Below are 18,253 nucleotides of genomic sequence, written 5' to 3'. Positions count from 1 at the left end.
CATGCGTACCGGTCGTGCCGGGTGTGCTGGGTTCGCGCACAGTCCGTACCCCTCCCACGTGCTGGTCAGCCGTTCAGGTGGTCATGGCCATGCAAGCCGCGCCCCGGCAACGCGGCAACGGATGCGGGGGGTTGAGAAGTGGACACGCACACTTGTGTGGCCTGTGAAGGCGGAGTGAGAATCCGACGCATGATCCAGGGAGAACTGACCACTCTCGGCCTGGGCAGGACCGAGGAGCGCGCCTACGAGGCGCTGCTGAAGGAACAGGCGGACGGGGCGGACGAGTTGGCACGGCTCCTTGGCCTGCCGCGCGAGCGGCTGGACACGGCGCTGGACCGGCTCGTCGAGCACGGCTTCGCCCGGCCTCCCGATCCGTGCCACGAGGGCGCGCTGCCGCACCCGGCCGCGCCGGCCGCCGCCATCCGCGGGCTCATCCACCGGCGCCAGGCGGAACTGCACCAGAAGTCGGCGGAGCTGGCCCGGTTACGGATGGCGGCCGACCGGCTCGCGGGGGACGCGGGCGCGCCGGACGGTGAGCGCGTCGAGGTGGTGACGGGGCGCCGGGCCATCGCCGAGCGGGCCGGGCGGCTGCTGGAGGGCGCCGAGCGGGAGGTCCTCGTCCTGGACCGGCCGCCGTTCACCGCGCTGGACGTCGGGTCGCTGCTGGCCCGGGGCGTGGAGGTGCGCGCGGTGCTGGACCGGGCCGGGCTCGCGGACCGGGGGCGGATGCGGGCGCTGACCGGCCTGGTGGGGCGCGGGCTGCGGGTACGGGTCGCCGGGGGCGTCCCGGCGCGGCTGGTCGCGGTGGACCGGCGCGTCACGCTGCTGCCGCCGGTGGACGCCGCCGGTCCGCGGGCGTCCGCGCTCGTGATCGGCGACGGCCTGCTGTGCGGGGCGCTGCTGCCGCTGTTCGAGGCGGTGTGGGAGCGGGCCGAACCGCCCGGCCCGGCGGAGGAGCGCGGGGCGGGGGCGCCGCACGGCCCGGCGGAGGAGCGCGGGGCGGGGGCGCCGCACGGGCCGGTGGGGAGCGGGGCGGGGGCGCCGGCGGGGCCGCAGCGCGAGTTGCTGGCGCTGCTGGCGGCGGGGCTCAAGGACGAGGCCATCGCCCGGCGGCTGGGCGTGCACGTGCACACGGCACGGCGGCGGATCAGCCGGCTGCTGGAGTCGCTGGACGCCCGGACGCGGTTCCAGGCGGGGGCGCAGGCGTCGTCGCGGGGATGGCTGGATGACTGAGCCGTCCGCGTGATGGGCAAGGATGGGCCCCATGCGCTGCACGAAGCCGTTGCCGTGGGTCGTCGCCGTCCTGATCGCCGCCACCGCGTGCGGGGGGCCGTCGCACTCCGCGCCGCGCCCGGAAGCGGTGGCCGACGGCCCGGCCGCCGCGGCGTCCTCGGCGGCCCCCGCAGCGCCGCAGCGCTCGGCCGAGCCGTCCGCCGGGCTGCCCTGGGTGGGGGTGCTCCTCGACGGGGACGGCCACTGGTGCACGGCGAGCGTGGTGGACAGCCCGGGGGGCAACGTCGTCGCGACCGCCGCGCACTGCGTGTACGCGGACGGGGCCGCCGCCGCGGACTTCTCCTTCGCGCCCGGTTACCGCGGGGGCTCCGCCCCGCACGGGACGTGGAAGGTCCGCACCGTCCAGGTGGCCGACGCGTGGAAGGCCGCCGGGGACGACGCGGACGCCCACGACTATGCCTTCCTCACGATGGAACCGGACGGCCGGGGCCGGCAGGTGCAGCGGGTGGTGGGCGCGGCGCGGCCGGACTGGGCGTCCGGCCCCGGGCGGCGGGTGACGGTGACCGGCTACCCGAACAAGGACCACAATCCGGCCGACGGCCCCATCTCCTGCACCACGGACACCGCCCGGAACCCGGACCTGGCCGGCTCGATGGTGATGGAGTGCGGCGGCTTCCACGACGGCACGAGCGGCAGCCCGTGGCTGGCGGACGGTCGCCTCATCGGCGTCCTGAGCGGCGGGGAGACGGACACGGAGTCGACGGCGGTGCTCTTCGACGCGAGGACGCGGGCGCTGTACGACCGGGCGGTGAAGCTCTCCGGCGCGTGACGGCGCCCCCCTGACAGGCCGCCGGGCCGGGCCGCGGGGGCCCGGCCCGGCGGGCGGGTCACGCCGCCAGGGGTTCGGCGGAGGCGGTCGTGGTCGCCGGGGCCAGGGCGAGCTCCAGGACCTGGCGGACGTCGGTGACCGGGTGGACCTCCAGCTTGTCGAGGATCTCGGCCGGGACGTCGTCCAGGTCCGCCTCGTTCCGCTTGGGGATCACGACGGTGGTGATGCCCGCCCGGTGCGCGGCCAGCAGCTTCTGCTTGACGCCGCCGATCGGCAGCACCCGCCCGGTCAGCGACACCTCGCCGGTCATCGCCACGTCCGTACGGACCAGCCGCCCCGACAGCAGCGACGCCAGCGCGGTCGTCATGGTGATGCCCGCGCTCGGACCGTCCTTGGGCACCGCGCCCGCCGGGAAGTGGATGTGCACGCCCCGGTCCTTCAGGCCGGTGACGGGCAGCTCCAGTTCGGCGCCGTGGGAGCGCAGGAAGCTCAGGGCGATCTGCGCGGACTCCTTCATGACGTCACCGAGCTGACCGGTCAGCGTCAGCCCCGCCGCGCCGGTCTCCGGGTCGGCCAGCGACGCCTCCACGAACAGCACGTCGCCGCCCGCGCCGGTGACCGCGAGACCGGTGGCGACACCGGGCACGGCGGTGCGCCGCTCGGCCGGGTCCTGGGCGGACTCGGGCACGTGGTGCGGGCGCCCGATCAGCCCGCGCAGGTCGTCCTCGCCGATGGTGAAGGGCAGTTCCTGGTCGCCCAGTTCGTGCTTGGCGGCGACCTTCCGCAGCAGCCGGGCGATCGACCGCTCCAGGTTCCGGACGCCCGCCTCGCGGGTGTACTCGCCCGCCAGTTTGCGCAGCGCCGACTCGTCCAGCGTCACCTCGCCGCTCTCCAGGCCCGCCCTCTCGAGCTGGCGCGGCACGAGGTGGTCGCGGGCGATGACGACCTTCTCGTCCTCGGTGTAGCCGTCGAGGCGGACCAGCTCCATGCGGTCGAGCAGGGCCTCGGGGATGGCCTCCAGCACATTGGCGGTGGCGAGGAAGACCACGTCGGACAGGTCGAGTTCCACTTCCAGGTAGTGGTCGCGGAAGGTGTGGTTCTGCGCCGGGTCGAGGACCTCCAGCAGCGCGGCCGCCGGGTCGCCCCGGAAGTCGGAGCCGACCTTGTCGATCTCGTCGAGCAGGACCACCGGGTTCATGGACCCGGCCTCCTTGACGGCCCGCACGATCCGGCCGGGCATCGCACCGACGTAGGTGCGCCGGTGGCCCCGGATCTCGGCCTCGTCGCGTACGCCGCCGAGGGCGACCCGCACGAACTTCCGCCCCATCGCGTGCGCGACCGACTCGCCCAGTGACGTCTTGCCGACGCCGGGCGGGCCGACCAGCGCCAGAACCGCGCCGCCGCGCCGCCCGCCCACGACGCCCAGGCCCCGGTCGGAGCGCCGCTTGCGCACGGCCAGGTACTCGGTGATGCGCTCCTTCACGTCCTCCAGGCCGGCGTGCTCGGCGTCCAGGACCTCCTTGGCGCCCTTGATGTCGTAACTGTCCTCGGTGCGCTCGTTCCACGGCATGTCCAGCACCGTGTCGAGCCAGGTGCGGATCCAGGCCGTCTCCGGGTTCTGGTCGCTGGACCGCTCCAGCTTGTCGACCTCCTTGAGGGCGGCCTCGCGCACCTTCTCGGGCAGGTCGGCGGCCTCGACGCGGGCGCGGTAGTCGTCGGACTCCTCGCCCTCCTTCTCGCCGTTGAGCTCGCGCAGCTCCTTGCGGACGGCTTCGAGCTGACGGCGCAGCAGGAACTCCCGCTGCTGCTTGTCCACGCCCTCCTGGACGTCCTTGGCGATGGACTCGGCCACGTCCTGCTCGGCGAGGTGGTCGCGAAGCTGCTCGGTGGCGAGCCTGAGGCGGGCGACCGGGTCCTCGGTCTCCAGCAGCTCGACCTTCTGGGCGACCGTCAGGAAGGGCGAGTAGCCGGAGTTGTCGGCGAGGGCGGAGACGCCGTCGATCTGCTGGACGCGGTCCACGACCTGCCAGGCGCCGCGCTTCTTGAGCCAGCTCGTGGCCAGCGCCTTGTACTCCTTGACGAGTTCGGCGACCGCGCCGGGCAGCGGGTCGGGCACCGACTCCTCGACGACGACGCCCTCGACCCACAGGGCGGCGCCGGGACCGGTCGTACCGGCGCCGATCTTGACGCGGCCACGGCCGCGGATGAGCGCGCCGGGGTCGCCGTCGGAGAGCCGCCCGACCTGTTCGACGGTGCCGAGGACACCGATCCCCGCGTACGTCCCGTCAATGCGCGGCACCAGCAGGACCTTGGGCTTGCCCCCTTGCGTCCCGGAGGACCGGGCGGCTGCCTGGGCGGCCTCCACCGCGGCACGGACCTCGGTGTCGGACAGGTCCAGCGGCACCACCATTCCGGGCAGCACGACCTCGTCGTCGAGCGGCAGCACGGGCAGGGTGAGCGGTGTGGACGTCGAAGCCATGATCTCCCCTTCGGCAGTCAAGTTGAGCTGTACACACTCAATGCTTATGACAGCCCCGGTGTTCCCCGACCTTGTTCGCTCTGAGCGATCAACGGGTCGTGCGCGGCGCCCCGGACCCAGGAGCCCCCTCCGCCGGCCCGGTTGTCAGTGCCCGCGCTTAGCATCCGGCCATGAGCATGATCGGCGAGTACGCCCGCCTGACCCCCGCCGAACTCGATCGCGCGATCCGCGATCCCGACTGGGCCCGGCGGTTCGTCGACGAGCTGATCGAGGCGGAGGGGGACACGTCTCCCCCGGTACCGGAAGCGCGCTGCCACGACATCGAGAAGACGTGGCACGCGCTCGGCTTCCTGCTGGATCGCATCGGCTTCCCCGTCGACATCGTGCACGGTGAGGAGCAGCTCCCCGGGGCCGACGACTGGGGTTACGGGCCGCCCCGCTACCTCGGCCCGGAACGCGTGCGCGCCGCCGCGGAAGCCCTCGCCGCCACACCTCACGAGGCCCTTGTCGTGGGCGTCGGCCCGGCGGACCTCGCCGAGGCCGGGATCTATCCCGTCGTCGTGTGGGAGCGCGGGGAGTCGCTCGACTACGTGACCAGCCACTACCAGGCGCTGGCTGCGTTCCTCCGCGCGGCGGCGGACGCCGGTGACGCCGTGCTCGTCTGGCTGGAGTGACCAGTCCGGGGCGGCCGGAACATGCCCGAGGACCGGAGCGGGGAGAGTGGGGCGCATGCTGAACGAGGACGGGACCCTCGCCCGGGAGGGCGCGCTCGCGTACGTACCGGAGGTGTTCGTGCCGGTGGTCGACGCCGCGCGGGCGCGGATCGGGGAGGTGTTCGGGCCCACGCGACTCCACAGCGCCTATCTGTACGGCAGCATTCCGCGCGGCACCGCCACGCCCGGCGTCTCGGACCTGGACCTGCTGATCGCGCTGCGCGGCGAGCCGGCGGAGGGTGAGCGGGCCGCGGTGGCGGACCTGGCGGCGGAGCTCGACCACCGCTTTCCGCAGATCGACGGCGTGGGGGCGCTGCTGTTCGGCGTGCCCACGCTGCTGAGCGAGCGGGAGCGGTACGACCTCGGGTTCTTCGTCGCCTGCCTGTGCACCCCGCTGCTGGGTGAGGACCTCGCCGGCCGGCTGCCGCGCTACCGGCCGACCTCGCTGCTGGCCCGGGAGACCAACGGCGACCTCGCGCTGCTGCTGCCGCGCTGGCGCGAGCGGGCGGCCGGGGCCACGACGGACGGGGAGCGCCGACGGCTGGCCCGGCACGTCGGCCGCCATCTGGTCCGTACCGGATTCACGCTGGTGATGCCGCGCTGGGGCGACTGGACGAGCGACCTGGACGCGATGGCCGGAGCGTTCGGCGGCTACTACCCCGGGCGGGCCGGGCAGATGCGGACGGCCGTGGCGGTGGGGCGCGCGGGGGCGGGCGCGGACCCGGCCGTGCTGGACGAGCTGATCGAGGACCTCGGGCAGTGGCTCGCGGCCGAGTACCGGGCGGTGCACGGCGTGAAGGCGCCCCGCTCCTGAGACGGCTCCGGCCCGTCACCCGGGCGGGGCGACGGGCCGGAACAGGCCGGCGACTAGCCGAAGAACCGGTTCTCGCAGGTCATGGGGATGATGTCGCCCGCGTCCGCGAAGAACGTGTCGTGCGCGCCGCCGCCGCAGCTCTCCACCCTGTCACCCTCCTCGCCGTCCCGGACGTTGATCGTGTCGTCCGCCGCGCCGGTCTGGACGAGGTCCCGCCCGTTGCCGGCGTCGATCGTGCTGGCCTCGGCCACCTTCACCCGCACGCTGTCGTCGCCGTCCCGCACCATGGCCCGTACCCGCGTGACGGCGGACAGCGAGCCGCAGACCGCTGTGGTGCCGTCGGTTCCCACGCGCCGGCACCCTGGACCGACCAGCAGGCCGGAGCCGTCGCGGACGACCAGCTCGCGCGCCGCGTTGGCCGAGAAGGTGACCGTGTTCTTCACTCCGGTACGCGCGTTGAGCGTGACCGTCCCGCCGTAGCGGGTCACCTTGGCGCCCGCCTCCGCGGCGGCGGCCGGGGAGGTGACGGTCAGGGGCAGGGCGAGACCCGCGACCAGAGCCGGGACGGCCAGCCGCTTCAGGGTGCTGCTCGTGATCTTCATGCTGTGCTCTCTTCTTCGGGTCGAGGAGGGTGCCGCGACCGGCCACCCGGCGTCAGTGAAGCAGCGCGTGACCACATCTGCACGATTTGTCACACTTTGGCCGAGCAAGCGGGTGGAGAGATCACTGGCAGCACACCGCACCTCCAGGATGTAATGAGCACCTGAACTCTTCAGCTATTACACGCGCCTGGGTCCGGGGCTGGGCCGTCTCCCGCGGCACCCCCGCGCCGGTCGAGGAACCCTGGGGCCACCGCATCGACGTCGGCCTGCCGCACCACGTGTTCCGGCACGTGCTGCCCGAACCGGACGAGGCCGGCGTCCGCAAGCTGTGCGAGGCCATCACGGTGCCGGGCGCCTGGCTCAAGGTCCTCGCCGCGCCCGAGGACGTGGCCGGCTGGATCACACCCGGCTGGACGGTGCCGGACGACCCGGGCTTCATGATGTTCACCGAGCTGCGCGCCACCGCCGCCCCCGTGCTCCCCGAGGGGTACGCCCTCGAGACCGGCACCCGCGACGGGGTGTTCCGGGTCCGGGTCCTGGCGGCCGGCGGAACACCCGCGGCACGCGGCCAGATCGCGCCGACGGGCCGCACCGCGGTGGTCGACCAGGTCGAGACGTACCCCGGCCACCAACGCCGCGGGCTGGGCCGGATCGTGATGCGGACCCTTCAGACGGCCGGCGCGGAGGCGGGCGCCACCACCGGCGTCCTCGGCGCCACCGTCCAGGGCCGGGCGCTCTACCGCTCGCTGGGCTGGCGGCAGCAAGGACCGCTGACGGGCATCGTCCGGAGCCAGGACCTCCGCCGCAGCAGCGGCCGACGGCACCGGAGCTAGGTCGTCGCCCTCCGCCGCAGCAGCGGCCGGCAGCCGATGCCGATCACCAGCGCCAGCGGGTGGCCCCAGTTGGTGAGCGGGTCCTCGAACGCGATCAGGTCCTGGAGCAGCATCACCGACACCCACGCCAGCACGATGGCGCGCACCACCGGAGTGAGCAGCCCGGCCAGCGCCCCGACGGACGCCATCAGGCCGAAACTGATCCCGTAGTCGAGCCGGTGCAGGGACGTCTCCGGCAGGTGCCCGGCCAGCACGGACAGCGCGACCGGGACCTCCGTCGCCAGCGTCGCCACGACATGCCCCACCAGGAAGACGGCGGCCGCCCGCCACGCCCCGATCCGGCGCTCCAGCGCCGTCAGCACGAACACGAACCCGACCGCGTACGGCGACAGCAGCCCACCCGCCACCCACAGCGCACTGGCGACCAGCACCAGCAGGGGCGTGCGCGACAGATGGGCGACGTCGGTACTGGAGGCGTGCAGCAGTGCGGCGACGGTGCCGGGGTCGCCGTACTCCGCGTACAACGAGGTCGCGAGGAGCACGAGGGCATAGCCGAAGGTGAACGGCGTGCCGGTGGGCGTGGGCAGCAGCCGCGCGGCCCGCCGCCACCGGGCGGCCGCCGGCGGACGGGCCGGAACGGAGGAAGCGGAGGCGGTGGCCGCCGTGCGCTGACGCGGAATGCACGTCAGCAACCGGTCACCGGCCGGCGGCGAGGCACCGTCGTACCGGGGCGCGGCCCCGGCTCCGCCGTACGAGGCCCCGGTGTCGTCGTACGCCGGCCGTACGCCGTGACTCGTCCCGCGCGTGGGGAGCTGGTGCACCGCGAGGCCGCCCTTTCCTGTTGCCGAACCCCTGCACAACGCCCCCGGATCACCCTTGCCCCAGCCAACGCGATCATGTGTGATCGCGTCCATGACGTAGGTCACAGCGGCCCGCCCGCTCCTCGCTACGCTGAGGATCATGGCTGTGACGACACCCGTGACCACGCCCGCGACGGCGCCCGTGACGCTCGACCGCCGGGAGGGGCCGTACGGCGAGGTGGTGCTGCGCCGGCGCGGTGAGGACTTCGAGATCATCGCCAACGGCACCTTCCTGATGGACACCTCCGACGGGCGGTCCGAGCGGCTGCTGGTCGACGCCGCGCTGGGGGCGCTGGGGGCCCGGGCGCACCCCGCCGTGCTGGTCGGCGGACTCGGGGTCGGGTTCTCGCTGGCGCACGCGGCGGCCGAGCCCGCCTGGGGCCGCATCGCGGTCGTCGAGCGGGAGGAGGCGATCATCGACTGGCACCGCGAGGGGCCGCTGGCCCGGATCTCCGGCGAGGCGCTGGCCGACCCGCGCACGGTGCTGGTCCACGACGACCTGGTCGAGTACGTCCGCAGCAGCCCGGACACCTTCGACGCGCTCTGCCTGGACATCGACAACGGCCCCGACTGGACCGTCGACGAGGGCAACGACAGCCTCTACTCACCGTCCGGTCTTGCCGCCTGCGCGGCCCGGCTGAACCCGGGTGGTGTCCTCGCCGTCTGGTCCGCCCGGCCGTCCGGCGATTTCGAAGAGTCATTGCGGAATGCCGGGTTCAGCGGGGTAAGAACCGAAGAGGTCCCGGTTGCCCGGGGCGTACCGGACGTGGTCCACCTCGCCGTTCGCCCTGCGTAGCCGGGACCCGGCCGGTGCCTTTACGCTGCTGACCGAACACACGGATCTACACGCTCGCGCAGGACGCGACAGGGGCGGGGCGATGGAGCAGACACACACCAGCAATACCGGCACGGCGGTCGCGCCGGGGACACAGCGCCGCGTGCTGGTCGTCGAGGACGACACCACCATCGTCGAGGCCATCTCCGCCCGTTTGCGGGCCGAGGGCTTCCTGGTGCAGACGGCCACCGACGGGCCGGCGGCCGTGGACGCGGCCGAGGCGTGGCAGCCCGACCTGATGGTGCTGGACATCATGCTGCCGGGCTTCGACGGCCTGGAGGTGTGCCGCCGGGTGCAGGCCCAGCGGCCGGTGCCGGTGCTGATGCTGACGGCACGTGACGACGAGACCGACATGCTGGTCGGTCTGGGCGTCGGCGCGGACGACTACATGACCAAGCCGTTCTCGATGCGGGAGCTCGCGGCCCGGGTGCACGTCCTGCTGCGCCGCGTGGAGCGGGCGGCGCTGGCGGCCGTCACCCCCCGCAGCGGCATCCTCCGGCTCGGCGAGCTGGAGATCGACCACGCCCAGCGGCGCGTACGCGTCAAGGGCGAGGACGTCCACCTCACGCCCACGGAGTTCGACCTGCTGGTCTGCCTGGCGAACACGCCCCGCGCGGTGCTCTCGCGCGAGCAGCTCCTGGCCGAGGTGTGGGACTGGGCGGACGCGTCGGGCACCCGGACCGTGGACAGCCACATCAAGGCGTTGCGCCGCAAGATCGGCGCCGAGCGCATCCGTACGGTGCACGGGGTCGGATACGCACTGGAGACGCCCGCGCCATGAGATCGCTCCGGTCCCGGCTGCGCTCGCTCTCGATCTCGATCAAGACCAAACTGGGCACCCTCGTCGTCGTCTCGGTCTTCATCACGACCGGTCTGCTGATGGTGGCCCTGCGCACGGAGACCGAGCTGCGTTTCATCACCGTCTTCTCGGTGATCGCGACGCTGCTGATCACGCAGTTCGTGGCGCACGGCCTGACCGCGCCGCTGGACGAGATGAACACGGTGGCGAAGGCCATCTCGCACGGCGACTACACGCGCCGGGTCCGTGGCGCCGACCGCCGCGACGAGCTCGGCGACCTGGCCTCCACGATCAACCGCATGGCGGACGACCTGGAGGCGGTCGACCGGCACCGCAAGGAGCTGGTGGCCAACGTCTCGCACGAGCTGCGCACCCCGATCGCCGCGCTGCGCGCGGTGCTGGAGAACGTGGTGGACGGTGTCTCCGCCGCCGATCCCGAGACCATGCGCACCGCGCTGAAGCAGATCGAGCGGCTGGGCCGGCTGGTGGAGACCCTGCTGGATCTGTCACGGCTCGACAACGGTGTCGTACCGCTCCGGTCGCGGCGCTTCGAGGTGTGGCCGTACCTGTCGGGGGTGCTGAAGGAGGCCAATCTGGCCGCCGCGCAGCGCGGGCTCAGCTCCGGCTCGGGCAGCCACAGCCGCACGGACGTGCACCTCCACCTGGACGTCTCGCCGCCCGAGCTGACCGCGCACGCGGACAGCGAGCGGCTCCACCAGGTGGTGGCGAACCTGATCGACAACGCCGTGAAGCACTCGCCCCCGCACGGCCGTGTGACCGTACGGGCCCGGCGCGGGCCGCTGCCGGAGTCGCTGGACCTGGAAGTGCTGGACGAGGGGCCGGGCATCCCGGAGTCGGAGCGGCACAAGGTCTTCGAGCGGTTCAACCGGGGCGGCGTGCCCTCGCCGCACGGCCCGGACAGCGACGGCGGCACGGGGCTGGGCCTGGCGATCGCCCGCTGGGCGGTCGATCTGCACGGTGGCCGCATCGGAGTGGCCGAATCCGCACGTGGATGCCGCATCCAGGTCACTCTTCCAGGGATCCCCCAGCCGCGCGGTTGACGTAGGGTTCGAACCGGAAGCGCGCGTTCTGCGTAGAGACGGGCAGGACGCGGTCACGGATGTGCGCCATCGCGGGGTACAGCCGCGACCTCTCCTACCCATTCACAAGGCAACCACGCTTGTTTCCCGCCATTTCCTGCGACGAAACACGTCTCCAGATGTGATCTACGCGACGATGGCACGCCCGGCCTGCACGTCCCGGCCGGGGAGGCGTAGCCTTTATTTCCGCTGTCCATCACCTTGTGAAGCGGAAGAGGGCGGTTGCCGCCGTGTCGTCTCAGTCCCCCAGTAACTCGAGTATCTCGACCGACCAAGACGGGCAGGGTCCTTCGAACCCCGCCGCCGCGTTCGGTGCCAATGAGTGGCTCGTCGACGAGATCTACCAGCAGTACCTCCAGGACCCGAATTCGGTCGACCGTGCCTGGTGGGACTTCTTCGCCGACTACAAGCCGGGCGCCGCGTCCGGCTCGGCGGACAAGCCCGCGGGCGGGAGTGCCGTAGCCGCGGGGGCTGCGAGCACCGCGCCCGCGACCCCGGCCCAGGCCCCGGCCACCCCGGCGCAGCCGGCAGCAGCGGCACCCGCACAGGCCGCTGCCCCCGCGCCCGCCGCCCCGGCCCCCGCCGCGAAGCCCGCGCCCGCCGCACAGGCCCCGGCCCCGGCCGCGAAGGCCCCCGCCGCGCCCGCCGCGAAGCCGGCCGCCAAGCCCGCCGCCGCGCAGCCGGCCGGCCAGGCCCCCGCCGGCCCCGAGTACGTGCCGCTGCGCGGCCCGGCCGCCGCGGTCGCCAAGAACATGAACGCCTCGCTGGAGCTGCCGACGGCCACGTCCGTCCGCGCCGTCCCGGTGAAGCTGCTGTTCGACAACCGCATCGTCATCAACAACCACCTCAAGCGCGCCCGCGGCGGGAAGATCTCCTTCACGCACCTGATCGGGTACGCGATGGTGCAGGCCATCAAGGCCATGCCGTCGATGAACTACTCCTACGGCGAGAAGGACGGCAAGCCGGTCCTGGTCAAGCCGGAGCACGTCAACTTCGGTCTGGCGATCGACCTGGTCAAGCCGAACGGCGAGCGCCAGCTCGTCGTCGCGGGCATCAAGAAGGCCGAGACGCTCGGCTTCTTCGAGTTCTGGCAGGCGTACGAGGACATCGTCCGCCGCGCCCGCAACAACAAGCTGACGATGGACGACTTCACCGGCGTCACCGTCTCGCTGACCAACCCCGGCGGCCTCGGCACGGTCCACTCCGTGCCGCGTCTGATGCCCGGTCAGTCGGTCATCATGGGCGTCGGTTCGATGGACTACCCGGCCGAGTTCCAGGGCACCTCGCAGGACACCCTGAACAAGCTGGGCATCTCCAAGGTGATGACGCTCACCTCGACGTACGACCACCGGGTCATCCAGGGTGCCGCGTCGGGCGAGTTCCTCCGTATCGTCGCCAACCTGCTGCTCGGCGAGAACGGCTTCTACGACGACATCTTCGAGTCGCTGCGCATCCCCTACGAGCCGGTCCGCTGGCTCAAGGACATCGACGCGTCGCACGACGACGACGTCACCAAGGCCGCCCGCGTCTTCGAGCTGATCCACTCCTACCGGGTCCGCGGCCACGTCATGGCCGACACCGACCCGCTGGAGTACCGCCAGCGCAAGCACCCCGACCTGGACATCACCGAGCACGGCCTGACGCTCTGGGACCTGGAGCGGGAGTTCGCGGTCGGCGGCTTCGGCGGCAAGTCCATGATGAAGCTGCGCGACATCCTCGGTGTGCTGCGCGACTCGTACTGCCGCACCACCGGCATCGAGTTCATGCACATCCAGGACCCCAAGCAGCGCAAGTGGATCCAGGACCGCGTCGAGCGTCCGCACTCCAAGCCGGAGCGCGAGGAGCAGCTTCGCATCCTGCGCCGCCTCAACGCGGCCGAGGCGTTCGAGACGTTCCTGCAGACCAAGTACGTCGGCCAGAAGCGGTTCTCGCTCGAGGGCGGCGAGTCGGTCATCCCGCTGCTGGACGCGGTCATCGACTCGGCCGCCGAGTCGCGCCTGGACGAGGTCGTCATCGGCATGGCCCACCGCGGCCGCCTGAACGTCCTGGCGAACATCGTCGGCAAGTCGTACGCGCAGATCTTCCGCGAGTTCGAGGGCAACCTCGACCCGAAGTCGATGCACGGCTCCGGCGACGTGAAGTACCACCTGGGCGCCGAGGGCACCTTCACCGGCCTGGACGGCGAGCAGATCAAGGTCTCGCTGGTCGCCAACCCCTCGCACCTGGAGGCGGTCGACCCGGTCCTCGAGGGTGTCGTCCGCGCCAAGCAGGACGTCATCAACAAGGGCGGCACGGACTTCACCGTCCTGCCCGTCGCCCTGCACGGTGACGCGGCCTTCGCGGGCCAGGGTGTCGTCGCCGAGACGCTGAACATGTCGCAGCTCCGCGGTTACCGCACGGGCGGCACGGTCCACATCGTCATCAACAACCAGGTCGGCTTCACCGCCGCCCCGGAGTCGTCGCGCTCCTCGATGTACGCGACCGACGTGGCCCGCATGATCGAGGCGCCGATCTTCCACGTGAACGGCGACGACCCGGAGGCCGTGGTCCGCGTGGCGCGGCTGGCCTTCGAGTTCCGCCAGACGTTCAACAAGGACGTCGTGATCGACCTCATCTGCTACCGCCGCCGCGGTCACAACGAGGGCGACAACCCGCAGTTCACCAACCCGCAGATGTACAACCTGATCGACAAGAAGCGCTCGGTGCGCAAGCTGTACACCGAGTCGCTGATCGGTCGCGGCGACATCACGCTGGAAGAGGCGGAGCAGGCGCTCCAGGACTTCCAGGGCCAGCTCGAGAAGGTGTTCGCCGAGGTCCGCGAGGCCACCTCGCAGCCCGGCCCCGCCAGCAGCCCGGAGGCCCAGGCCGAGTTCCCGGTCGCCGTCACCACCGCGGTCTCCCAGGAGGTCGTGAAGCGGATCGCCGAGTCGCAGGTGAACATCCCCGACCGCGTCAAGGTGCACCCGCGCCTGATGCCGCAGCTCCAGCGCCGTGCCGCCTCCATCGACGACGGCACGATCGACTGGGGCATGGGCGAGACCCTCGCCATCGGTTCGCTGCTGATGGAGGGCACCCCGGTCCGGCTCGCCGGCCAGGACACCCGCCGCGGCACCTTCGGCCAGCGCCACGCGGTGCTGGTGGACCAGGAGACCGGCGAGGACCACACCCCGCTGCAGTACCTCTCCGAGGACCAGGCCCGCTACAACGTCTACGACTCGCTGCTCAGTGAGTACGCGGCGATGGGCTTCGAGTACGGCTACTCGCTGGCCCGCCCGGACGCCCTGGTGATGTGGGAGGCCCAGTTCGGTGACTTCGTCAACGGCGCGCAGACCGTCGTGGACGAGTTCATCTCCTCGGCCGAGCAGAAGTGGGGCCAGACCTCCGGCGTCACGCTGCTGCTGCCGCACGGCTACGAGGGCCAGGGCCCGGACCACTCCTCTGCCCGCCCGGAGCGCTTCCTCCAGCTCTGCGCGCAGAACAACATGACGGTCGCCATGCCGACGCTGCCGTCGAACTACTTCCACCTCCTGCGGTGGCAGGTGCACAACCCGCACCACAAGCCGCTGGTCGTCTTCACCCCGAAGTCGATGCTGCGCCTGAAGGCGGCCGCGTCGAAGGCGGAGGAGTTCACCACCGGCGGCTTCCGCCCGGTGATCGGTGACGAGTCGGTGGACGCGAACGCGGTCCGCAAGGTCGTCTTCTGCTCCGGCAAGGTGTACTACGACCTGGACGCCGAGCGGGTCAAGCGCGGGCTGACGGACACGGCGATCATCCGCCTCGAGCGCCTCTACCCGCTGCCGGGTGCGGAGCTCCAGGCCGAGATCTCCAAGTACCCGAACGCCGAGAAGTACCTGTGGGCCCAGGAGGAGCCGGCGAACCAGGGTGCCTGGCCGTTCATCGCGCTCAACCTGATCGACCACCTCGACCTGGCGGTCGGCGCCGACATCCCGCACGGCGAGCGCCTGCGCCGCATCTCGCGGCCGCACGGCTCGTCCCCGGCGGTGGGTTCGAAGAAGCGCCACGAGGCCGAGCAGGCCCAGCTCGTGGCCGAGGTCTTCGACGCCTGACCGGCGGTCGTACCGATCCGGTCGTGCGACCGGGAAGGGCCCGGCCCGCGTCCTCGTGACGCGGGCCGGGCCCTTTCGGCGTCCGGTCAGTAGGGCTGCGGCTCGAAGTCCCAGTAGGGGCGCAGCCCGGCGCGCATGTAGCGGGTCTGCGGGTGCTCCTCGCCCAGGGCGGCGGCGAGCCGCCGCAGCGCGTCCCGCTCCAGGCCGTCGGCCCGGTCCGTCTCGCCCGCCGCCCTGAGGTCCAGCGCCAGCCCGGCCTGGAGGTTGACCGTCAGGACGTGGTCGTCGCCCACGCGCGCCCGGGCCCGGGCCAGGGCGTCCCGGCCGAGCGCCACCGCACCCGCCACGTCACCGGTGGCGGCCCGCGCCCCCGCGGTGTTCATCGCGCAGCCGAGGCTCCACACGTGGTCCGGCCCGAGCACCCGGTTCATCCGGTCCATGGTCTCCTCCGCGAGCGCGCGGGCCGCACGGTGCCGGCCCAGGTCGCGCAGGACCAGCGCGCTGTTGTCGCGCGCCCCGATGGCGTACGGGTGGGCGTCGCCGAGCTGGGCGGCGTACAGCTCCGCCGTCCGCTCCGCCAGGCCGAGGGCCTCCTCCGTCTCGCCGGCGCCCCGCAGCAGCATCGCGTAGTCGGAGGTGACCAGCAGCGTCTCCGGGTGGTGCCGGCCCCGTCTGCGGACCAGCCGCTCCAGGACCGAGCGCATCATGGCGCGGGCGTAGGGCACGTTGCCCTCGCGGCGCATGCACAGGGCGAGGTTGTGCTCGGCCTGGAGGGTCTGGGAGTGGTCGCGGTCGAGCACCTGGCGGTGCAGCCGGCTGTTCTGCTCCTGGATGGCGAGGGCCTCCCCGTACCGGCCGAGCAGGCGCAGCACCCAGGCGGTGTTGAGGGCGGAGAGCAGGGTGAGCTGGTTCTTCCCGCCGTGCACGGCGACCCGCGCCCCGAGCACGGCGCGGTGGAGGGCGAGGGACTCCTCGTAGCGGCCCTGGAGGCCCAGGGCGGTGGCCAGGTTGGTGCGCAGCCGCAGGGTGAGCGGGACGCGGCCGCCGAGCAGCCCGGCCGCGTCGCCCGCGGCACGCTGGTACAGGCCGCCGGCCTCGTCGTACTTGCCGAGCGCCATCAGGGTGCCGCCCAGGCCGTTGACGGCGCGCAGGGTCTCGACGCCCCGCCCGTCGGCCCCGGCGGCGGCGAGGTCGCGCAGGACGGCGCGGCCGGCGTCCTCGGCCTCGGCGTAACGGCCCATGACGCGGAGCATGTTGGCGTGCTGGAGCGACATCACCAGCACCTTGTTGTCGGTGGGCCCGGACGCGGCGGACCAGTGGCCGAGCGCCCTGCCGGTGATGCGGAGGCCCTCCTCGCCCTCGCCGCGCATCCGCAGGTACTCCACGCAGTTGAGGACGAGCGTGCGGACGTCCTCGTCATCGGACTCCAGCGCGCCGGAGGGGGCGAGGTGCGGGATGAGCTCGGCGTACCGGCCCCAGTGCTGGGGCTGGGTGGGTTCGCGCGGGTCGGCGGCGACCAGGACGCGGCAGGCGGTCCGGGAGGCGTGCGCGCGGTCCTCGGGCGGGAGGCTGTCGCGGACGAAGCGGTGGAAGAGCCGGTGCATGCGCAGCGTGCCGACGGTGAGCGTGTCGGCCTGCGGGCCGGTCTCGTACTCCAGCCACATGGCGGTGGACTCCGACAGGGTGCGCAGGGCGGAGTTCCAGCTACTGGGCTCGGCCGCCATCCGGGCCAGGTGGGGCGGCAGGTCGGCGGAGCGCGCGGACTGCAGCAGCCGGACGGGGACGACGTCGGCGGAGAAGTAGGCGAGCAGTTTCAGCAGCTCGTGGGCCTCGGGGGCGTCCTCGTGGAGGGTGTTGACGGCCATGGCCCACACGGCCTGGAAGGGCCGGGGGTCGTCGCCGCCCGCCACGACGCCGAAGACGCTGGGGCTGCCGTCGCGGATCTCCGCCACGTACCGGCTGACCGGGGTCGTCGGGTGGGCGTCCAGCCAGGCGGCCATCTGGTCGACGAGCAGCGGCAGGTCCTCCAGCGCGTCGGCGAGCAGGTCGGCCTCCCGCTCGGTCAGCCGGGTGGCGCGCCGGCAGGCGTAGGCGACGCTCTCGATCCGGTCGAAGCGGGGCACCTCCACCAGTTCGGCCCCGTGGGCGGACCAGGACTGCCGGTGGCTGGTGATGAGGACGTGGCCGCGGCCGTCGGGGAGCAGGCCGGCGAGCCGGTCGGGGTCCTCGGCCGCGTCCAGGACGAGGAGCCAGCGCTGGTCGGTGGTGCGCAGGGCGTTGTGCACGGCGTCGATGAGCGGCCCCAGCTCGCCGCCGTCCCGGATGCCCAGCTCGCCCGCGAGGGCGGCGAGGTTCTCCCGGGCGGTGGCGCTGGAGGCGGCGCGGACCCACCAGACGATGTCGTACTCGCCGGCGTACCGGTGGGCGTACTCCATCGCGATCTGGGTCTTGCCGACGCCGCCCGGGCCGTGCACGGCGACCAGGGAGGGGCCGCCGTCCCGGTCGTCGGTGAGGAGGGCGCGCAGCCGTTCCAGGGTCGGGCGGCGGCCGGTGAAGCCGCGGTTGCGGCGGGGGACGTTCCACACGGGCGGGAGGTCGTCGGGGAAGCGGCGGCGGCGTTCCAGTGCGACGCCGGTGGTGCGGGGAACGGTGACGCCGAACAGGCCGAGCAGCCGGCGCCGGGCCTCGTCGCGGCCGACGCCGCGCAGCTCCGCGGGGCCGAGCGCGCGGGCGGCCTCGGGCAGCGGGCGGGCGGTGACGCTGAGCGCGGCGAACCGGTGGCGGTGGGTGGGGACGATGTCGCGCAGGACGTCGGCCCAGGCGCGGTAGCGGCCGGAGTCGAAGCGGAGGTACCAGTCGTCGAGCATGAGCAGGACGCGCCCGGGGGCGGCGAGCAGGTCGGTGAGGGCGGAGCCCTCCGGCGGGCGGCGCAGCGGGTCCCAGCGGACCAGGTCGGTGCGGAACCCGGCGGCCAGGAGTTCCTCGTCGACCCAGGCGGCCCAGCGCTCGCTCTGTCCGGCGAAGACCACCGTGATGTGCGGGGAGTCTTCGGTCATGCGGGGGTCTCCCTCACTGACGAACTGAAGGAT

13 protein-coding genes are annotated in these 18,253 nt (G+C 72.9%); 9 read left to right on the top strand and 4 right to left on the bottom strand.

Features of this window, described 5'->3' with window-relative positions; translation table 11 throughout:
• Nucleotides 1-189: 189 nt before the first annotated feature.
• Nucleotides 190-1,233: a helix-turn-helix domain-containing protein gene (locus tag E2B92_RS21495; protein ID WP_133087646.1), complete on the top strand. Its 1,044-nt coding sequence runs from the start codon at nt 190-192 to the stop codon at nt 1,231-1,233.
• Nucleotides 1,234-1,264: 31 nt separating this feature from the next.
• On the top strand, nt 1,265-2,062 hold the full coding sequence (locus tag E2B92_RS21490; protein ID WP_126888560.1) for a trypsin-like serine peptidase: 798 nt from the start codon (nt 1,265-1,267) through the stop codon (nt 2,060-2,062).
• Between the two features lie 58 nt (nt 2,063-2,120).
• On the opposite strand, the gene lon is transcribed toward E2B92_RS21490, so the two are convergent.
• Nucleotides 2,121-4,541 (bottom strand): endopeptidase La, encoded by a 2,421-nt coding sequence (gene lon, locus E2B92_RS21485; protein ID WP_126888561.1) that lies wholly within the window; start codon nt 4,539-4,541, stop codon nt 2,121-2,123.
• A 170-nt stretch (nt 4,542-4,711) separates the two neighbouring features.
• Between lon and E2B92_RS21480 the strand changes: the two genes are divergently transcribed.
• Complete coding sequence (locus E2B92_RS21480) at nt 4,712-5,215, top strand: YfbM family protein (protein ID WP_126888562.1); 504 nt, start codon at nt 4,712-4,714, stop codon at nt 5,213-5,215.
• A 55-nt stretch (nt 5,216-5,270) separates the two neighbouring features.
• Nucleotides 5,271-6,068 carry a nucleotidyltransferase domain-containing protein gene (locus E2B92_RS21475; RefSeq protein ID WP_126888563.1) on the top strand — a complete coding sequence of 266 codons (798 nt, stop codon included), beginning with the start codon at nt 5,271-5,273 and terminating at the stop codon, nt 6,066-6,068.
• 53 nt (nt 6,069-6,121) lie between these two features.
• On the opposite strand, the gene E2B92_RS21470 is transcribed toward E2B92_RS21475, so the two are convergent.
• Nucleotides 6,122-6,670, bottom strand: a complete 549-nt coding sequence (locus tag E2B92_RS21470; RefSeq protein ID WP_126888564.1) for a hypothetical protein — start codon at nt 6,668-6,670, stop codon at nt 6,122-6,124.
• A 290-nt stretch (nt 6,671-6,960) separates the two neighbouring features.
• Here E2B92_RS21470 and E2B92_RS21465 point away from each other — a divergent pair, with 290 nt between their 5' ends.
• Nucleotides 6,961-7,503, top strand: a complete 543-nt coding sequence (locus tag E2B92_RS21465; RefSeq protein WP_312846101.1) for a GNAT family N-acetyltransferase — start codon at nt 6,961-6,963, stop codon at nt 7,501-7,503.
• On the opposite strand, the gene E2B92_RS21460 is transcribed toward E2B92_RS21465, so the two are convergent.
• Nucleotides 7,500-8,324: a rhomboid-like protein gene (locus E2B92_RS21460; protein WP_185923741.1), complete on the bottom strand. Its 825-nt coding sequence runs from the start codon at nt 8,322-8,324 to the stop codon at nt 7,500-7,502. The genes E2B92_RS21465 and E2B92_RS21460 overlap by 4 nt on opposite strands.
• Nucleotides 8,325-8,463: 139 nt before the next feature.
• Between E2B92_RS21460 and E2B92_RS21455 the strand changes: the two genes are divergently transcribed.
• The 4 genes from E2B92_RS21455 to E2B92_RS21440 all read left to right on the top strand — a co-directional run bounded on the left by E2B92_RS21455 (nt 8,464) and on the right by E2B92_RS21440 (nt 15,164).
• Nucleotides 8,464-9,159, top strand: coding sequence for a spermidine synthase (locus E2B92_RS21455; protein ID WP_126888565.1), 696 nt, complete (start codon nt 8,464-8,466; stop codon nt 9,157-9,159).
• 82 nt (nt 9,160-9,241) lie between these two features.
• Nucleotides 9,242-9,979, top strand: coding sequence for a response regulator transcription factor (locus E2B92_RS21450; RefSeq protein WP_126888566.1), 738 nt, complete (start codon nt 9,242-9,244; stop codon nt 9,977-9,979).
• Entirely contained in the window at nt 9,976-11,058 is a 1,083-nt protein-coding gene (locus tag E2B92_RS21445; protein WP_126888567.1) for a HAMP domain-containing sensor histidine kinase, read from the top strand. Before E2B92_RS21450 ends, E2B92_RS21445 begins: the two co-directional genes overlap by 4 nt.
• A 269-nt stretch (nt 11,059-11,327) precedes the next feature.
• The gene (locus E2B92_RS21440) at nt 11,328-15,164 is read left to right on the top strand and encodes a multifunctional oxoglutarate decarboxylase/oxoglutarate dehydrogenase thiamine pyrophosphate-binding subunit/dihydrolipoyllysine-residue succinyltransferase subunit (RefSeq protein WP_133087645.1); all 3,837 of its coding nucleotides are present in this window, start codon (nt 11,328-11,330) and stop codon (nt 15,162-15,164) included.
• Between the two features lie 86 nt (nt 15,165-15,250).
• Here E2B92_RS21440 and fxsT read toward each other — a convergent pair whose 3' ends face one another.
• Entirely contained in the window at nt 15,251-18,220 is a 2,970-nt protein-coding gene (fxsT, locus tag E2B92_RS21435) for an FxSxx-COOH system tetratricopeptide repeat protein (protein WP_133087644.1), read from the bottom strand.
• Nucleotides 18,221-18,253: the final 33 nt, after the last annotated feature.

Origin of the sequence: Streptomyces sp. WAC05374, assembly GCF_004353505.1 — a bacterium.
Classification (GTDB): Bacteria; Actinomycetota; Actinomycetes; order Streptomycetales; family Streptomycetaceae; genus Streptomyces.
This window is presented reverse-complemented; position numbering and strand designations above follow the sequence as displayed.